Below are 15,257 nucleotides of genomic sequence, written 5' to 3'. Positions count from 1 at the left end.
AAGGTGCCCACGCCATGGAGCGTGACAACAGGAAGCGCTCGGCGCGAGGAGCGGCGCCACGCCCCCCTGCCCGCTCCGCTTCCTGGCGAAGGACGGCTCAGGGCACCGAGGCCGTGGCGGCGGGAGACGGCCAGGGGAAGACGCCCAGCTCGTCCGCGGCGAGGAGGTACTCGCCAATCATGCGCCCCTGCGAGGCGATGCCCCGCGCCGTGGAGATACCCGCGAGCACCTCGCGCCCGCGGTCCCGCCACGTCCCGTCTCCCGTCAGCGCGTGGAGCGCGGCCAGGAAGCGCGCCGCCACCACGTTCTGGGCGAAGGGCTGCTCCCGCCGGGCGAAGACGCCCACCGCGTCGGGGTCCAGCGTCGCCTCGAAGAGCGCGCCTCCCTCCGGGGCTCCGAAGTCCCGCAGCAGCCGCTCGCCCACGCGCAGGGCCGCCTCGCGGTAGCGCGGCGCTCCCGTCCGTTGCGCGAGCAGCGCCAGCGCCCGTCCCAGCGCCGCCGCGTCCCCGAGGTAGCGCGTCCCGGAGCGGTGCGAGGCCTCACGCCACACCGTGCCGCCCTCCCGCACGTGGCTGCCCAGCAGGACGTCGGTGGCCTTGCGGGCCCGCGCGAGCGGCTCGGGCTCGCCCGTCACCTCATGGAGCGCCAGCAGCGCGGCGATCGCCAGCCCGTTCTCCTGGGAGTAGACGTGGGTGTCCACCCACGGGAGCCCGAGCGCGCGGCGGCCGGCATCGTCCTTCTCGTAGTACACGTGCCCGTCGACGAAGGGGATGCTCCGGTCGTGCGCCCCCACGTCCGCATCCTGGTTCGTATAGAAGGTGCCGTCCGGCGCGCCGAGGAAGGTCTCCATGTACCGTGCGAGGGCACGGGCCTCGGCGAGCACCTGGTCGTCCTTCGTGAGCGCCCAGGCCCGGGCGTAGGCCTCCAGGTTGGGCGCCTGCAGCACCATGAGCTTCTCGAAGTGCGGCGCGTTCCAGTGGCTCGCCGCCGAGTACTGGTACACGCCACCCCACACGAGATCGTGGATGGGGTGCTGGCGGGACAGGGTGAAGGCCATGCGCTGGCGCGCGGCCATGTCTCCTCGCGCCGCGCGGCGCACCTCGAACTCGAGGTTCTCTCCGATGGGGACCTTCTGGAACGAGCCCCAGCTCCCCTCGCGCGCGTCGTACGTCGCGTCCAGGCGCTGGAGCACGGACGAGGCCACCCACGGCAGCATCGCGGGCGTGGCCGGTGGATCCACCACGAGCGAGCGGATGGACTCCTGCGTCTCGCGCGCGAGCGCCTCCACACGCCGCAGCAGCCCGAGGAACTTGTCGGGCGCGAGATAGCCGCGGTACTTGCCCACCTCCTCGGCGTCGGGGCTCAGCAGGATGGTGGCGGGCCAGCCCCAGTCCGCCCAGCGCTCGGCGAGGTCCGGACGGGCGTCCACGTCCACGCGGATCGCCACGAAGCGCTCCTTCAGGATGCGGCCGACCTCGGGATCGCGGTAGGTCGTCTCGTCCATCACGTGGCACCAGTGGCACCACTCGGCGGCACCGTCGATGAGCAGGTAGCGCCCCTCCCGCTTCGCCCGGGCGAAGGCCTCCGGCCCCCACTCCTCCCAGGTGAAGGCCTGGGCCAGGCCGCGCTCCCGGGCGCGGACGATGTCCACCTCGGGCGGAGTCCCCGGGCGGACGATGCCCCCCGGGCCCGTGGCAGGGCGACAGGAGGCGAGCAGGAGCAGGAGGATCGAAACGAGGCGGACGCTCACACGCGCACCATACGGGACAGCCGCCCGATCGGTTTCATGGCGGCGTTCGTCCCCGGACGCTCACCTCGCGGTCCGATGGCACAGGGCGGCCCGAGCATGCATATGAAGGCCCATGCGCCCCTCCTCCCGGCTCCTCCTGGCTTCCCTCGTCGTCCTGGCCACCGCCGCCTCCGGCTGTCGCAAGTCACAGGCGCAGGGGACCAGCCCGTCCTGCATCCTCGTGGAGGACGACTGGGGACCGGATGGGAAGGTGCCCTTCACCGTGGACGTCGTCGCCGAGGGGCTCCAGGTGCCCTGGGGCATCGCCTTCCTGCCCGGAGGCGACGCGCTGGTGACGGAGCGGCCCGGTCGCGTGCGCCTGCTGCGCGGCGGCGTGTTGCAGCCCCAGCCCGTGGCCCAGGTCCCCATCGCGAGCAGCTCCGAGGGAGGCCTGCTGGGCATCGCCGCGCACCCGGACTTCGCCACCCACCGCCAGTTCTACGTGTACGTGACGACCGAGGCGGCCGGGCGCACCGAGAACCGCGTGGAGCGCTGGACGCTCTCGGAGGACCACGGCTCGGCCACCTTCGAGCGCGTCATCTTCGACAACATCCCCTCCGCCCAGTACCACGATGGCGGGCGGCTGCGCTTCGGGCGGGACGGGATGCTCTACGTGGGCACGGGCGACGCGAGGGATCCGGACCTCTCGCAGGACCCGAGGAGCCCGGCGGGCAAGCTGCTGCGCCTGACTCCGGAGGGACAGGTCCCCTCGGACAACCCGTTCCCGGGCTCGCCCGTGTTCCTCCTGGGCCTGCGCAACCTCCAGGGCTGGGACTGGAAGGACAGCGAGACCCTCTACATCACCGACCATGGCCCCAGCGGCGATCTCATGCGCAGGGGACATGACGAGATCAGCGTGGCCCGCGCGGGCAGCAACCTGGGCTGGCCGGACATCTACAAGTGCGAGTCGCGGGAGGGCCAGGTCTCTCCCTCCCTCACCTTCGAGGACGCCGCGCCTCCGGGCGGGGCCGCCATCTACACCGGCGACGCCATCTCCGAGTGGAAGGGCTCGCTGCTGGTGGGCACGCTCGGCTCGCGGCACCTGCACCGCGTGGTGTTCGACGCGCGGGAGCCCCAGAAGGTCGCGACGCACGAAGTCTATCTGCGCAACACCCACGGCCGCCTGCGGGAGGTGCTCATGGGGCCGGACGGGCACCTCTACGTCACCACCAGCAACTGCGATGGGCGCGGCGACTGCGGGCCGCGCAGGGATCTCATCCTCCGCCTGAGGCGCTGAGTCACCGGGTGGTCGGGTGCTCTGTTCCACCCGGTGACGCGCGGCCGCTCAGCGCACCACCGTCACCTGGACGTTGGCGCCGAACTTGGAGTTGTTGGCCGCATCCACGGCACGCGTCTTGAGCTGGTAGGCCCCCACGGCGGCCTTCGTCGTGTCCCAGCTCACGCTGTAGGGCGCGGTGGTGTCGGTCCCCAGCAGGGTGCTGCCCACGTAGAACTCGACCCTCGCGACGACACCCCGGTCATCGCTCGCCTCGGCTTCGATCTGCACGATGCCGGTGAGCGTGGAGCCAGCGGTGGGCGAGGTGATGGCGCTCTCGGGCGCGGTGAGATCGTTGTCGAACATCACCTCCACGGGCTCCGAGGTGCCCACGTTGCCCACCGCATCCCGGGCCCTCACGGTGAGCTGCTTCACCCCGTTGGCCACGGTGCGCGTGTTGAGGCTGTAGGTGTACGGCGCCGTGGAGTCACTGCCCACCATGGCGGTGCCGACGTAGAACTCCACGCGGGTGACGGCCACGTTGTCGCTGGAGTCGGCGGTGAGGGTGACGGTCCCGGTCATCGTCGTGCCCCCGCTCGGGCTCGTGAGCGTCACGGCGGGCGCGGTGAAGTCGTTGCTGGTGCCCACCGGCCGCTCCACGGTGGCGACGTTGCCCACGGCATCGAACGCCTTCAGGACGAGGAGGTGGTCTCCGTTGTGCACCTGGCGCGTGTTCCACGAGAAGGAGTAGGGCACGGTGTTGTCGGAACCCAGCCGCGTGCCCCCCACCCAGAGCTCCACGCGGCTGACGCCGACGTCATCGCTCGCCGTCGCGGTGACGGAGACGACACCCGAGAGGTTGGCGCCCGTGGCCGGAGCGGTGAAGGCGACGAGGGGCGGCGTCACGTCGTTGTGGACCGTCACGCTCACCCCCGGCGAGACGCCGACGAAGCCGGCCGCGTCATACGCCCGCACCGTCAGCACGTGGGTGCCGTTGGCCACCGTGCGCGTGTCCCACGGCAGGCTGTAGCCCGCGATGTCGTCCGACCCCAGCAGCGTGTCTCCGACGTAGAACTCGACCCGGACGACGCCGAAGTTGTCGCTCGCCGTGGCGTTGAGCGTGACGCTCTTCGAGAGCGTCGCCCCCGCCAGCGGGGACGTCACCGCAGCGGTGGGCGGCTGGGTGTCCGTCTCATGCACCACGGTGAAGACGAGATCGTCCGTGTCGTCCAGGGTGCCGCCCGTGCAGGGCGAGGCCGTGCCGCCATAGCGGTGGACGGCCCGGATCGCCTGCAGGCTGCCCTGGGGCAGGGTGATGGTCGTGTTCAGCGCGTTGGGGCCCAGGTCCAGGGGCTTGAGCGAGGCGACGTGCGTCCACACCGGGTTGAGCGCGTCGGGCGCGGAGTAGATGTCCACCCGCTCCCGGGGGCTGTCGAAGCCCGAGAAGACCGTGGCCTCGATGCGCACCTGCTTGCCCCCCGCCAGCAGGGTGCCGTCATCCCGGATGATCTTCAGCTGCTCGATCGAGGGATCGAACTGGTACATGCCCCCCTCGCCATCCGCGCAGGAGTCGAACAGCGTGTTGGGGGCGTGCTGCTCGGGGCCGAGGCTCCCGCGGCCGAAGAGCAGGTTCCCCGTGTCGCACTGGCTGCTGGGCGCGTCGCAGACGGGAGCGCGCAGGGTCGCGTCGTAGGCCGCCTTGCCCGTGTTCTGGAAGGTGACCGTCACGGAGGAGTCCTGGCTGTTGCACCCGCTGTCGAAGGCCCGCGCGGTGAGGGTGGCGGTGCCATTGCCCACTTCATTGCTGTTCCAGGTGAGCTCGTAGGGCGCGGTCGCGTCGGAGCCCAGGAGCGCCCCGTCGATGTAGAACTCCACCTTGGAGACGCTCACGTCGTCGGTCGCGGTGGCGGAGAGCGTCACGATGCCGCTGAGCGTGGCGCCTTCGGCCGGAGCCGTGAGGGTGACGCGTGGCGGCGAGGAGTCGCCCGAGCCCATGCAGGCCGAGTGCAGGAGCACGTTCGGCGAGCCCTCGGCGCCGATGAGCATGTTGTGGGTGCCGCGCGCCGTCAGCTCGCGGGCCACGTCGGCGGGCGTCGCGGTGGGGTGTCCCTCCAGGTAGAGCGCGGCGGCTCCCGCCACGTGCGGAGTCGCCATGGAGGTGCCGCTGGTGGCATGCGTCGCGGTGTCGCTCGTGGGCCACGCGGAGGTGATGTCCTCTCCCGGGGCGAAGATGTCCAGGCACTCGCCGAAGTTGGAGAAGAAGGACACGATGTCCAGCGTGTTCGAGGAGCCGACGGTGATGGCCTCGGGGACGCGGGCGGGCGTGTTCTGGCACGCGTCTCGCGAGTCATTGCCCGCTCCCACCACGTAGGTGATGCCCGCCGCGATGGACTGGCTCACGGCCTCGTCCACCGAGGGGGTCACGTCGGTGGTGAGGCTCATGTTCACCACCGCGGGCGAGACGTGATTGGCGGTGACCCAGTCGATGCCGGCGAGCACCTGCTCGTTGGTGCCGTTGCCCGTGCAGTCCACCACCCGCACCGGGTGGAGCGTCACGCCCTTGGCGACACCGTAGATGGTGCCGCCCGCCGAGCCCGCCACGTGGGTGCCGTGGCCGTGGCAGTCATAGGTGCCCAGCCCATCCTCGATGGAGGTGAAGCCAGCGCCCACCCGGCCCTTGAACTCGACGTGGGTGTCCCGCAGGCCCGTGTCGAGCACGTACACGTGCACGCCGGCGCCCGTGTACTCGTAGCGGTAGACCTGGTCCAGGTCGGTGACGCGCTGGTCGATGCGATCCAGCCCCCAGGTGGGGCCGTACTGCACGCCCTGGAGGGTGAAGAGGCGCTCCTGCTCGACGTAGCGCACCCGCGGATCCTCGCTCATGCGCAGCGCCTCGGCCTCCGTCATGGAGACCGAGAAGCCCTTGAGCGCGTGCGAGAACACGCGCCGCACCGAGCCGCCGTACGCCGCGGTCAGCGCGGAGGAGGCCTGGCGGACCTCGGTGGGCGAGGCCCGCGGGCCGCTCGTGTCGTTGAAGACGACGATGTAGCGATTGGCCAGGCCGTTCACCTGCGCGCGCAGCAGCCGGCCCGATGAGGAAGCCCGCGCGCCTGACCCTCGCTCCTGGGATGCTCGTCCTCCCTGGGGCGGTGAGCCCTGTTCGAGGCGGTCTCCGCAGGCGGAGAGAAGGCCGCACATCCCCATGAGGATGGCGGCGGTACGCAGCGACGTGAGCATCGGCTACCTCCGGGTCAGTCGGGCGCGGCTTATTCAGGTGTTCCTAGATGATGGCAGATTCACTCCAGGTATGCCTAGTCGGGGACAACCCGAGTCGCCGCCCGGTGTCATCCACCTGTCGGTGCGCTGGGTGCCCAGCGCCGGTGTGAGCTAGGGTGTGCGTCCGTGGAGATGCCCATCGTCATCGGCCTGATGGTCGTGGCCATCGTCGTGGCCATCGCCGCCAAGCGCGCGCGGATTCCCTACAACGTGGCGCTGGTGGTGGGAGGCCTGCTCATCGCCGTGGGGAACCTGCTGCCGGGCGTTCCTCCCCTGAAGCCGGAGGTGGTGTTCCTCGTCTGCCTGCCGGCGCTGCTCTTCGAGGGCGGCATCACCGCGGACCTGGGCAACGTGCGCTCCAACGCGGTGCCCATCACCCTGCTGGCCACGCTGGGGATGGTGCTGGCCATCGGCGCCACGGGGGCAGCGCTGCACGAGCTGCTGGCGCTGGGGTGGGGGCCGGCGCTGCTGCTGGGCGCCATCCTCTCCGTCACGGACACCGTCTCCATCCTCTATGCGTTCCGCCGCGCGCCGGTGCCCCAGCGGCTCAGCGGCATCATGCAGGGCGAGAGCCTCTTCAATGACGGCACCGCGCTGGTGGCCTACGCGGCCATCGCGGCGGTGGTGGCCGGCGGGCAGACGCCCTCGCTGGGGCTGCTGGGCGGGCGGGTGGTGCTCGCCAGCGTGGGCGGGGGCGTCATCGGGCTGGCGCTGGGGCTGGTGGCCAGCTTCGTCATCCGCCGTACCGAGGATCCGCTGGCGGAGATCATGGCGACGACGGCGCTGGCCTTCGCCTCCTTCGTCGCGGCCGAGCAGGTGCACCTGTCCGGAGCCATCGCCGCGGTCACCGCGGGCCTCACGGTGGGCGTGGCGCTGCGCAGGGACGTGTCCCCGCAGAGCCAGGTGGCCATCCACACCTTCTGGGAGTACGCCGCCTTCGGGGTGAACACCTTCCTGTTCCTCTCGGTGGGGCTCACCACGCGGCCCGAGGTGCTGCTGGATCACCTGCCCGAGACGGGCATCGCGTTCGCGTGCGTGTTCGTCGGGCGGGCGGTGGGCATCTACCTGCCCTTCCTGCTGCTGCGCTGGCTGCGCCCGGCGGCCTCCGTGCCCGTACGCTGGCAGCACGTCTTCCTGATCGGCAACATCAAGGGAGCGCTCTCCATCGGTCTGGTGCTGGGGTTGCCGGACAACACGCCCTCGCGAGAGCTGCTGGTGGCCACCGCCTTCGGCGTCACCTTCTTCTCGCTGGTGGGCCAGGGGCTGCTGCTGAGCAAGGCGCTGCGGGCCATGGGGCTCATCGAGCAGGATCCGGTGGCGCTCGACGTGGCGGAGCAGCAGGCGCGGCTCATCTCCAGCCGGGCGGCGCACCATGAGCTGGAGCTGCTGCACTCGCAGGGGCTGGTGCCTCGGGCGGCGTACGAGCACCTGCGCAGCGACTACCAGGTGAACATCGCGCGCGCGGAGCGGGAGCTGCGGCGGCTCAACGAGCAGCACCTGGCGCAGAGCGCTCGGAACCTCATCACCGTGCGCCGGCGCCTCATCGACTCGGAGCGGACGGCGCTGCTGGCGGCGCGGCGCAACGGGCTCATCCCGGAGAGCACGGCGGACGCGCTGCTGGCGCGGCTCGACGAGCGCACGCTGGAGCTGGAGCACGCACTGCAGGGCCGGGCGGACGGCGCCACCCCGGAGGGAGGGAGGAAGCACCCATGAGGATCGTCATCGCGGGCGGAGGGCGGGTGGGCTCGGTGCTGGCCGCGCGGCTGGTGGCCGAGCAGCACACCGTGACGGTCATCGAGCGGGACTCCACCACCTGCACCCGCATCTTCGAGGAGGTGGGGGCGGTGACGGTGTGTGGGGACGCCACCAACCCGCAGGTGCTGGAGTCAGCGGGCATCGCCACGGCGGACGTGGCCGCGGCGGTGCTGGCGAGGGATCCGGAGAACCTGGCCTTCGCCATGCTGGTGCGCAGCATGTCCTCTGCGCGGGTGATGGTGCGCATGCTGGACACGAGCTACCGCGATGCCTACCGCCTGGCGGGGGTGAAGGAGCTGGTGGCCGAGGCGGAGGTGGTGGTGGCGAAGATGTCCACGGCCATCGACTTCCCGCAGGTGGCGGGCTCGCTGCCGCTGGCGGGCGGAGACGCGCTGCTGTTCGAGCTGGCCATCCCGCAGCACGCGCTGGTGGCGGGCAAGACGGTGGCGCAGGTGCGGGCGCTGGAGGGCTTTCCGCGCGAGAGCCTCTTCATCGGCGTGGTGGATCCCGGGGGGCAGACGGTGGTGCCGGACGGGAGCACGGTGCTGAAGGCGGCGCACACGGTCATCCTCGTGGCGCGGCGCACGCAGCTGGCGCAGGTGGTGGAGTTCCTCACGGCCGAGCCGGCGACGAACGCGAGCCTGACGCCGCTCACGCAGGCGCTGCGCAAGGTGGACTTCCTGGCGCCGCTGAGCGACCAGGAGCTGGCGGCGGTGGCGCGCGGCGCGGAGTTCCTGCAGCGGCCGGCGGGCACGGAGATCTTCAAGAAGGGCGATCCGGGCGAGAGCTTCTTCGTGGTGCTGGCGGGCGAGGTGCGGATGCTGGGGGATGGGGGACAGCAGCTGGGGACGATCACCCCGGGGGGCTTCTTCGGCGAGCTGGCCCTGCTGACGGGCGAGCCGCGCATGGCCACGGCGGTGACGGGCAGCGCGTGCGAGCTGGCGGTGGTGGGCCGCGAGGACTTCCGCAGCGTGGTGATGGGCAGCCCGGCGGTGGCGCTGGAGATGAGCCGCATCCTCGGCCAGCGGCTCTCGCGCGCCCAGGGCGTCCCGGCCCCGTCTCCCCACAAGCGCAAGGGCTTCTTCGGGCGGTAGGACGCGGAGCGACTCGCCCCCTGCCAGCGTCAATGCACGGGAGAACCGAAGCCAGGCCTCTTCAGGGGCTTCACATGTCGTTCGTGGTCGTAGAAGCACTCGGGTCCCAGCAGGGAAATGAGCTGACGCTCACGCGCATCCCCCTCGGGAGTGCCGGCCTGCGCGGGGAGCTCGTAAGGCTGGACGAGGACGAGCTCATCGCTGAGTTCCTGCCGACATTCGGCGGGCAGCGCCTCCAGCCGATCACCCAGGAGCTGAAGGAAAGGCGCCCCGAAGAAGTTGCGCCAGTAGATGCCCGCGAGTCCCTCGCTCGAATCACGCACGGTGATGGCCTGTTCCTGTCCCTGTCCATCGCCGGCTGAAACCCAGCGCCGCGTCTTACGGGCGAAGTCCTCATCCAGCCCCGCCTGCGCCAACGGCGAGCCCAGGAGCGACATGATTTCCTGGACCTGCCGCGCATGCGCCGCGCGCCAGTTGGTCTTGTCTGCCTCGCGGGTGGACGTAGTCCAGGAGAGGGTTCCCGCATAGGGGTGCGCTGAACCCGGCTTCGAGGGGTACACCATGACGAAGTCCCGGTCCGTGCGGGCCGCCACCGTGATGGTCTGTCGCTCCTCATAGAAGGCGAGGAGTTCATCCAGGTCTGCCCGGTTCGGATCGAGCCTCCCATCCAGGAATGCCTCCCCATACCTCACGGGGCTAAACCACCTGTATTTCTCGAACACGAGCCGGAACAACTCCCTCACGACGGAGAGCGAGAGAGCGCCGGGCAAGAGGCTGAACTTCGTGTCGAGAGGCTTTGCCAAGACGGAGACCTCCTCACGGATAGGACCTGATGGTTGCTTTGCCCTGGGCCTCCAGGCCATTCAAGCGATCGCGCAGGGGCTTTGAAAGCTGGGTTGGACCCTCTGGATGCCTGGCGGAGCGCACCCAGAGCTCGATGGCGCCTCCGTGTGCATTCACATATTCGAGCATGGCCTTGAGGTTGCCGCCCAGGTCCAGCTTCGCGCGCGCTTTCACTTCGACGAACCGATAGGCCCGCCCCCAGACCAGCTCTCCCGGGTTGCCGGGCACCGCGTCCGGAATGAAGCCTTGGAGCCTGCTTCCGGGCGGCGACATCATCATCGCCACGTTCTTCTCGTAACCGCCCGCCTTCAGCACGGGCCTTTCGAAGGCTGTTCCTGCTTCCTTGTTGCGCAGGATGGACTCGTAGAGCCGCTTCCAGGCCTCATCTGGCGCGTAGGTGAAGCGCGGGTACCTGCCTGGGTGGCGGAACTGGTAGTCCACCCAGCACTGCGCCATATGCGCGGGCTCTCCGGGCATCACCCTCATTCCCTCCACTCCCTTGCGCACTCCCAGAAAGGGCACCTTGCCGCCCTTGCGCAAGGTATCGGCTGCCTCGCTCAGCGGTCGCTCCAGCTTCCGGGCGACGCCCCGGATCAGCTCCACGTCACCCGTCCCCAGGCGTTCGCCCTTCGCCGCCGCACGCAGCATCCGATCGATCTCTCCAGCGTCCTCGGGGCTCAGGTGGGAGGCCACCCGTTGCAGCACCCGCACCTCCTCCAGGCCCCTCCCGGTCAGCAACGCCGCTCGCTCCGCCATCTCCACGCCCGCCAGGGCCCGGCCGGACACGAACGGCAGCAGCACCCCCACTGCGCACAGTGCCTCTTCCTCTCGGGTCAGCTTGCGACCCGTGATGCTCTGTCCCGTCAGCAACGCATGGAAGTCGGCCGCTTCTCCCGCCAGCGGTACGAAGCCCACCAAGAGCTCGATGGCCAGTTCCTCCGGTGTGGCAGCCGTCTCATCCGGCAGCGGTATGTAGTCCAGCTGGGGTGGGGCCTGTTGCCCCAGCTCGATAGCGGTCAACAACACGCTGTTCCGGGCCAGCAGATATACGGCCACCTCGCTGGGGCTCTTGCTCAGGAAGTCCGGATCCCGTGTGTGCGTGAAGGCCCAATCCAGTACGGCAGCCGTCAGCGCATTCTGCGTCTGCTCGCGCAGAGGATGCTCGGTGAGCAGGTACTCACGCCCCACGGTACGAAACCGCACGGCGCTCTGAGCCCAGCGACGCATGGCCCACGTGAAGAACTCTTCCAGCTTCACTTCCACGGCCTCGGCACGCTCCTGCTCCTCGCGTTCCAACTGCCGCCGGGCCGCCTTCAACCGCAGGTACAGTTCCTCCGGTGAAGTACGCGCCAGTGATACAGCATCCTGAGCATGCATCCACACGGTCATCTCCGCGAGCACCAGCTGCTCCCGCCGCCAGTCCTCCTCCGATGCACCTGACTGCCGCAGGACCTGCTCTTTGCGCAGGATGAAATCCCAGTATTCCTTCTCCGGCTCTCTCCTCGAAGCGCTCGACCCGAGAACGAGTCCACCTCCGCTCCCCTTGCTGCTCCAGCCAGCCACAGGCTGCGAAGCACCGACACACGCACAGAGCCCGAGCAGCACCGCCCATACCCCCCACCTCGCGAGAGCCCTCCTTCTCCTGTCACGCGGCATCACGAGTCTCCTACAGGTGAACGCTGCCTTTGGGCGGTAATCCGGCGCGGGCTGGGGCACACTCCCCGTCGCCATGCTCAAGCTCTACCAGTTCCACCCGTCGGGTAACTGTTACAAGGTCCGCCTGCTGCTGCACCAGCTCGGCATCCCGTTCGAGACCGTCGAGACGGACCTCATGGTCGGCGCCACCCGGACGCCGGAGTTCAAGGCGAAGAACCCCATCGCCCGTGTCCCCGCCCTGGAGCTGGAGCCGGGCGTCTTCCTCGCCGAGTCCAACGCCATCCTCTGGTACTTCGCCGAGGGCACGCCGTTCATCCCCTCGGACAAGCTGGAGCGGGCGCGGATGCTCCAGTGGATGTTCTTCGAGCAGTACAGCCACGAGCCGTACGTCGCGGTGGCGCGCGCGTGGCTCTCCTTCTTCGGCATTCCTCCCGGCAAGGAGCGCGAGCTCGAGGAGCGCATCCAGAAGGGCTATGCCGCCCTGGACGTCATGGAGGGCGAGCTCCAGAAGCGCCCGTACTTCGCGGGCAACCAGTACAGCCTCGCGGACATCGCCCTGTACGCGTACACCCACGTGGCCGAGGAGGGCCGGTTCGACCTGAGCCGCTACTCCGCCATCCGCGCCTGGTTCGAGCGCGTCCAGTCCCAGCCGAAGCACATCCGCATCACCGACATGGCCCCCGCCGCTGCTCGCTAGACGGCGGGGTGAGGCTCAGCGCTCCAGGCCGAGGAGCGCCGCCAGCGCGTGCTGCACGGAGGGCACCCAGACCTCGCTCTGCACGAGGCTCTTGCGCACTCCGCCGATGGCGAAGCGCGGGTTCGGCAGGAGCGCCACGTCCCGCTCCTGGAACACGAGCGAGTCGAGGAAGCCCACCCCACGCGCATACGCATCGAGGTAGCGCCGCAGACGGGTCCGGTCCTTCAGGCCCTTGGCGAGCTCCACTCCAGCGGCGAGCGCCTCCAGGTAGAGGGCGGTGGTGTCCCCGGGCGTATCGGGCTGGTGGTTGTTGAGGAAGGCGCCGGTCTTCTCGGACTGGTGCGTCAGCGCCCAGTCGCAGATCTCGAAGGCGAACCGGGCCTCCTCGGCATTCTTGTCCACGCGCCACCAGGCCACCACCGCCTGCGTCATCCAGGAGACCTGGCTCCAGTGGCGCTTATAAAGGAAGCGGTGACGGTAGCGGCGCCGCGCCTGCTCGAGCTTCTCCCGGTCGGGCTCGCACACCTTCAGCTCCGCGGCCCGGGCCAGCGCCAGCAGCGCCATGCCCGGGATGGAGTCCTGGAACATGTCGTCGTCGTCCGCCGGATCCATCTGGCAGATGACCCGGCCCGTGGGGCCGATGTTCGACCAGATGGTCGCGGCGAGCGTCGCGGCGGTGGTGTTGTCGTCCCCCGTCTCCAGCAGCGCGAGCAGCACGAGCGCCACCTCGGAGATGGAGGGCTCGCCCTCCGAGCGGATCCACACGCGCTCGGCCTCGTCGAACACCAGGTCCGAGGTGAGCGCGGTGAGCAGCGTCCGAGCGCCCTCCCCCAGCGGCGCGGGCCCCAGCTTCCGGTGAGCGCGCGCCAGCGTCCACGCCTGGTGCGCGAGCCACTCGGTGGGCAGCCCCTTGCGGATCTTGTCGGCGAACGGCTCGTAGCGGGACGTCTCGCCCAGGTGGCGCAGGAGGAACTTGCAGAGCGCCTGGGTGAGCCGGGTGACGCGCTGCTCGAAGGACTTGGGCGCCTCACCGACGGGCAGGCCGTACATGACGCGGCGGACCCCGTTGGCGTCGGCGAACCACGTGGTGCAGTCGAAGCGGCGCCAGTGCGCCGGCCCCTCCGGCAACCCCGCCTCTTTCAGGGCCGCGCTCGCGTAGGCGAACGCCGAGAGGTTGCCAGCGATGACGGCGGACGGCAGCACCAGCCCGGCCTGCTCCCCGCGATAGGCCATGAGCGCCTGATCCGAGGGGCGCGTGTGCTCGGCGACCTGGTCGGGCTTCAGCTCGCCCAGCTCGGCGGCGTCGTGGAGCAGCGAGACCATCACCGCGAGCGGCCCGTCCGCCCCGCGAGGCTCGGAGCCCTGCGCCGAGAGGATGTTCCGGGCCAGCGTCGCCAGGTCCTCCTCGGGACGCGTGACACGCGCCACCGCCGCGCCCACCAGGCGGCCCTGGCGATAGACGCTCAGCTGGAGCGACTCGACCGTGCTGTCGAGCTGGACATCCCCGCGAGCCGGCGCGGGCTCTCGTCCCTCGGAGAGCGCCCGCACCACCTCGAGCGCACGCTCCGCGAGCGAGGCGCTGGCGGCCACCCAGCGCGGAGGCGCCTCCGTGGGGACGCCGCTCGGCTGCCAGGCGATGCCGGGCTCGACGGCCTTCTGGATCTCGTAGCGATAGAGGACGAAGGGCTCCCACGGCAGCAGCCGTGCCTTCCGGACGCGCGCGCTCTCGAGCTGCTCCCACTCGTTCTCGATGCTCGGCATCCGCGGCATGGCCCCTCCGATGAGGAAGGGCCGCTCGCGGCTGCGCACCACGAGCCCGTACCGATCATTGTCGAGCTGGCCGACCTCGCACTCCTCGAGCTCCGAGCAGAACGTCACCGCGATGGCGCTCCGCTCCAGGACGGCGAGCGGCTCCGTCGTCTCCTGAAGGAGCGTCTGCGCGGCCAGGAACGCGGCCTCGCCAATCGCCACGGGCAGCGAGGGCGCCTTCTCCCCGGGGAAGTTCCAGAAGCCGGCGCGCGCGTGGCGCTGGCGAACGTCGTCCCTGGGCCGCACGCTGATCCACACGCCGCCCGCCCCCGAGTAGCGCCCCTGGATGCGCCTGGGCGGACGCAGCAGCTTCCCCGTCCTCAGCGCCTCCTCGATGACCCGACGCGCGAGCTCCGCTGGATGCAGGCCCTCGGGCGCCGCCTCGGAGGACGGCTCGTGCGGAGGGAAGACCCGGGTCGGGTTCGGCGCCAGCGCATCCTCCCCCGGCATGTGGGAGATGACGTCGTTCCAGATGTCGAAGAGCGACAGCATCTGGTAGCCGCGCTCGCGCATCCGGGAGAAGCCGCCCTCGTAGCCGAAGCGCACCAGGCATACTCCGCCCTCGACGCGCAGGCCGGCCTCCTCAAGCCGGGCCGTGGCCTCCTCCATCGAGGTCTCCAGCCCGATGGAGTCGTTGATGATGATCACCGGCTCGGAGGGCTCGATGCGCCCCTCGATGAGCTTGGGCGAGCCGCTGCCCTCTCGCTCCTTGCGTACGAGCAGCCCGTGGTACCGGCCCTTCGACAGCAGGACGCAGGACTGGAGCAGGGGAACGCCCGTCGTCCCAAAGGTCGCGAGCTGCTTCCCCTCGAACTTCTCGAGCAGCTGGAGCAGGCACCGTCCCGCCAGCTCCGCCCCGCGCGAGGAGAGCGTCACCCCGAGTGAGTCGAGCCGCCAGGGGTTCTCGGGCTCGGGGCCGTCGGAGCCGTGCGGCGCCGTGGACTCCCGGAGGATGCCGTCGTGCAGCAGCAGCTCGAGCAGCTCCTGTCGATTGGAGGAAAAGGAAGAGGAGGGCCGTCTCGGCCGAGCCCGAGCTTTCTGGCCACGAACGGCAGGCTTCCTCATCCCCATCTCCCAGGTGCGTCACCCCCCTCCCTGGAGGGGTAGGCGTCGAGCTTACTC

The 15,257-nt window shown here is 70.3% G+C and carries 9 protein-coding genes; 4 read left to right on the top strand and 5 right to left on the bottom strand.

The window, feature by feature from the left end:
- Window positions 1-97: 97 nt before the first annotated feature.
- Window positions 98-1,750 carry a DUF255 domain-containing protein gene (locus KY572_RS30405; protein WP_224246900.1) on the bottom strand — a complete coding sequence of 551 codons (1,653 nt, stop codon included), beginning with the start codon at window positions 1,748-1,750 and terminating at the stop codon, window positions 98-100.
- 112 nt (window positions 1,751-1,862) lie between these two features.
- Here KY572_RS30405 and KY572_RS30400 point away from each other — a divergent pair, with 112 nt between their 5' ends.
- Entirely contained in the window at window positions 1,863-3,026 is a 1,164-nt protein-coding gene (locus KY572_RS30400; RefSeq protein ID WP_224246898.1) for a PQQ-dependent sugar dehydrogenase, read from the top strand.
- A 48-nt stretch (window positions 3,027-3,074) separates the two neighbouring features.
- On the opposite strand, the gene KY572_RS30395 is transcribed toward KY572_RS30400, so the two are convergent.
- On the bottom strand, window positions 3,075-6,242 hold the full coding sequence (locus KY572_RS30395) for an Ig-like domain-containing protein (protein ID WP_224246896.1): 3,168 nt from the start codon (window positions 6,240-6,242) through the stop codon (window positions 3,075-3,077).
- A gap of 171 nt (window positions 6,243-6,413) precedes the next feature.
- Here KY572_RS30395 and KY572_RS30390 point away from each other — a divergent pair, with 171 nt between their 5' ends.
- Together KY572_RS30390 and KY572_RS47455 are read left to right on the top strand one after the other, a co-directional pair.
- Entirely contained in the window at window positions 6,414-7,994 is a 1,581-nt protein-coding gene (locus KY572_RS30390; RefSeq protein WP_224247101.1) for a cation:proton antiporter, read from the top strand.
- On the top strand, window positions 7,991-9,130 hold the full coding sequence (locus KY572_RS47455) for an NAD-binding protein (RefSeq protein WP_263452128.1): 1,140 nt from the start codon (window positions 7,991-7,993) through the stop codon (window positions 9,128-9,130). Before KY572_RS30390 ends, KY572_RS47455 begins: the two co-directional genes overlap by 4 nt.
- A gap of 29 nt (window positions 9,131-9,159) precedes the next feature.
- Here KY572_RS47455 and KY572_RS30375 read toward each other — a convergent pair whose 3' ends face one another.
- Together KY572_RS30375 and KY572_RS30370 are read right to left on the bottom strand one after the other, a co-directional pair.
- Window positions 9,160-9,993: a hypothetical protein gene (locus KY572_RS30375; protein WP_224246894.1), complete on the bottom strand. Its 834-nt coding sequence runs from the start codon at window positions 9,991-9,993 to the stop codon at window positions 9,160-9,162.
- Window positions 9,947-11,578 (bottom strand): hypothetical protein, encoded by a 1,632-nt coding sequence (locus KY572_RS30370; protein WP_224246892.1) that lies wholly within the window; start codon window positions 11,576-11,578, stop codon window positions 9,947-9,949. The genes KY572_RS30375 and KY572_RS30370 overlap by 47 nt, the downstream gene beginning before the upstream one ends.
- 124 nt (window positions 11,579-11,702) lie before the next feature.
- Between KY572_RS30370 and KY572_RS30365 the strand changes: the two genes are divergently transcribed.
- Window positions 11,703-12,326, top strand: a complete 624-nt coding sequence (locus KY572_RS30365) for a glutathione S-transferase family protein (RefSeq protein WP_224246890.1) — start codon at window positions 11,703-11,705, stop codon at window positions 12,324-12,326.
- A gap of 15 nt (window positions 12,327-12,341) precedes the next feature.
- Here the strand turns inward: KY572_RS30365 and KY572_RS30360 are convergent, their stop codons facing one another.
- A complete protein-coding gene (locus KY572_RS30360; RefSeq protein WP_224246888.1) occupies window positions 12,342-15,200 on the bottom strand; it encodes a hypothetical protein in 2,859 nt (952 codons plus the stop codon).
- Window positions 15,201-15,257 lie beyond the last annotated feature (57 nt).

It is taken from the genome of Hyalangium gracile (assembly GCF_020103725.1).
Lineage (GTDB): Bacteria > Myxococcota > Myxococcia > Myxococcales > Myxococcaceae > Hyalangium > Hyalangium gracile.
Note: the sequence above shows the minus strand (reverse complement) of the source record. Positions and strands in the feature narration are given on the sequence as shown.

What these genes read in the sequence shown, in the direction of transcription:
- KY572_RS30400 (WP_224246898.1), top strand. Translation starts at nt 1,863, where the DNA reads ATGCGCCCCTCCTCCCGGCTCCTCCTGGCTTCCCTCGTCGTCCTGGCC.
- KY572_RS30395 (WP_224246896.1), bottom strand. Translation starts at nt 6,242, where the DNA reads ATGCTCACGTCGCTGCGTACCGCCGCCATCCTCATGGGGATGTGCGGC.
- KY572_RS30390 (WP_224247101.1), top strand. Translation starts at nt 6,414, where the DNA reads ATGCCCATCGTCATCGGCCTGATGGTCGTGGCCATCGTCGTGGCCATC.
- KY572_RS47455 (WP_263452128.1), top strand. Translation starts at nt 7,991, where the DNA reads ATGAGGATCGTCATCGCGGGCGGAGGGCGGGTGGGCTCGGTGCTGGCC.
- KY572_RS30375 (WP_224246894.1), bottom strand. Translation starts at nt 9,993, where the DNA reads ATGGCCTGGAGGCCCAGGGCAAAGCAACCATCAGGTCCTATCCGTGAG.
- KY572_RS30365 (WP_224246890.1), top strand. Translation starts at nt 11,703, where the DNA reads ATGCTCAAGCTCTACCAGTTCCACCCGTCGGGTAACTGTTACAAGGTC.
- KY572_RS30360 (WP_224246888.1), bottom strand. Translation starts at nt 15,200, where the DNA reads ATGAGGAAGCCTGCCGTTCGTGGCCAGAAAGCTCGGGCTCGGCCGAGA.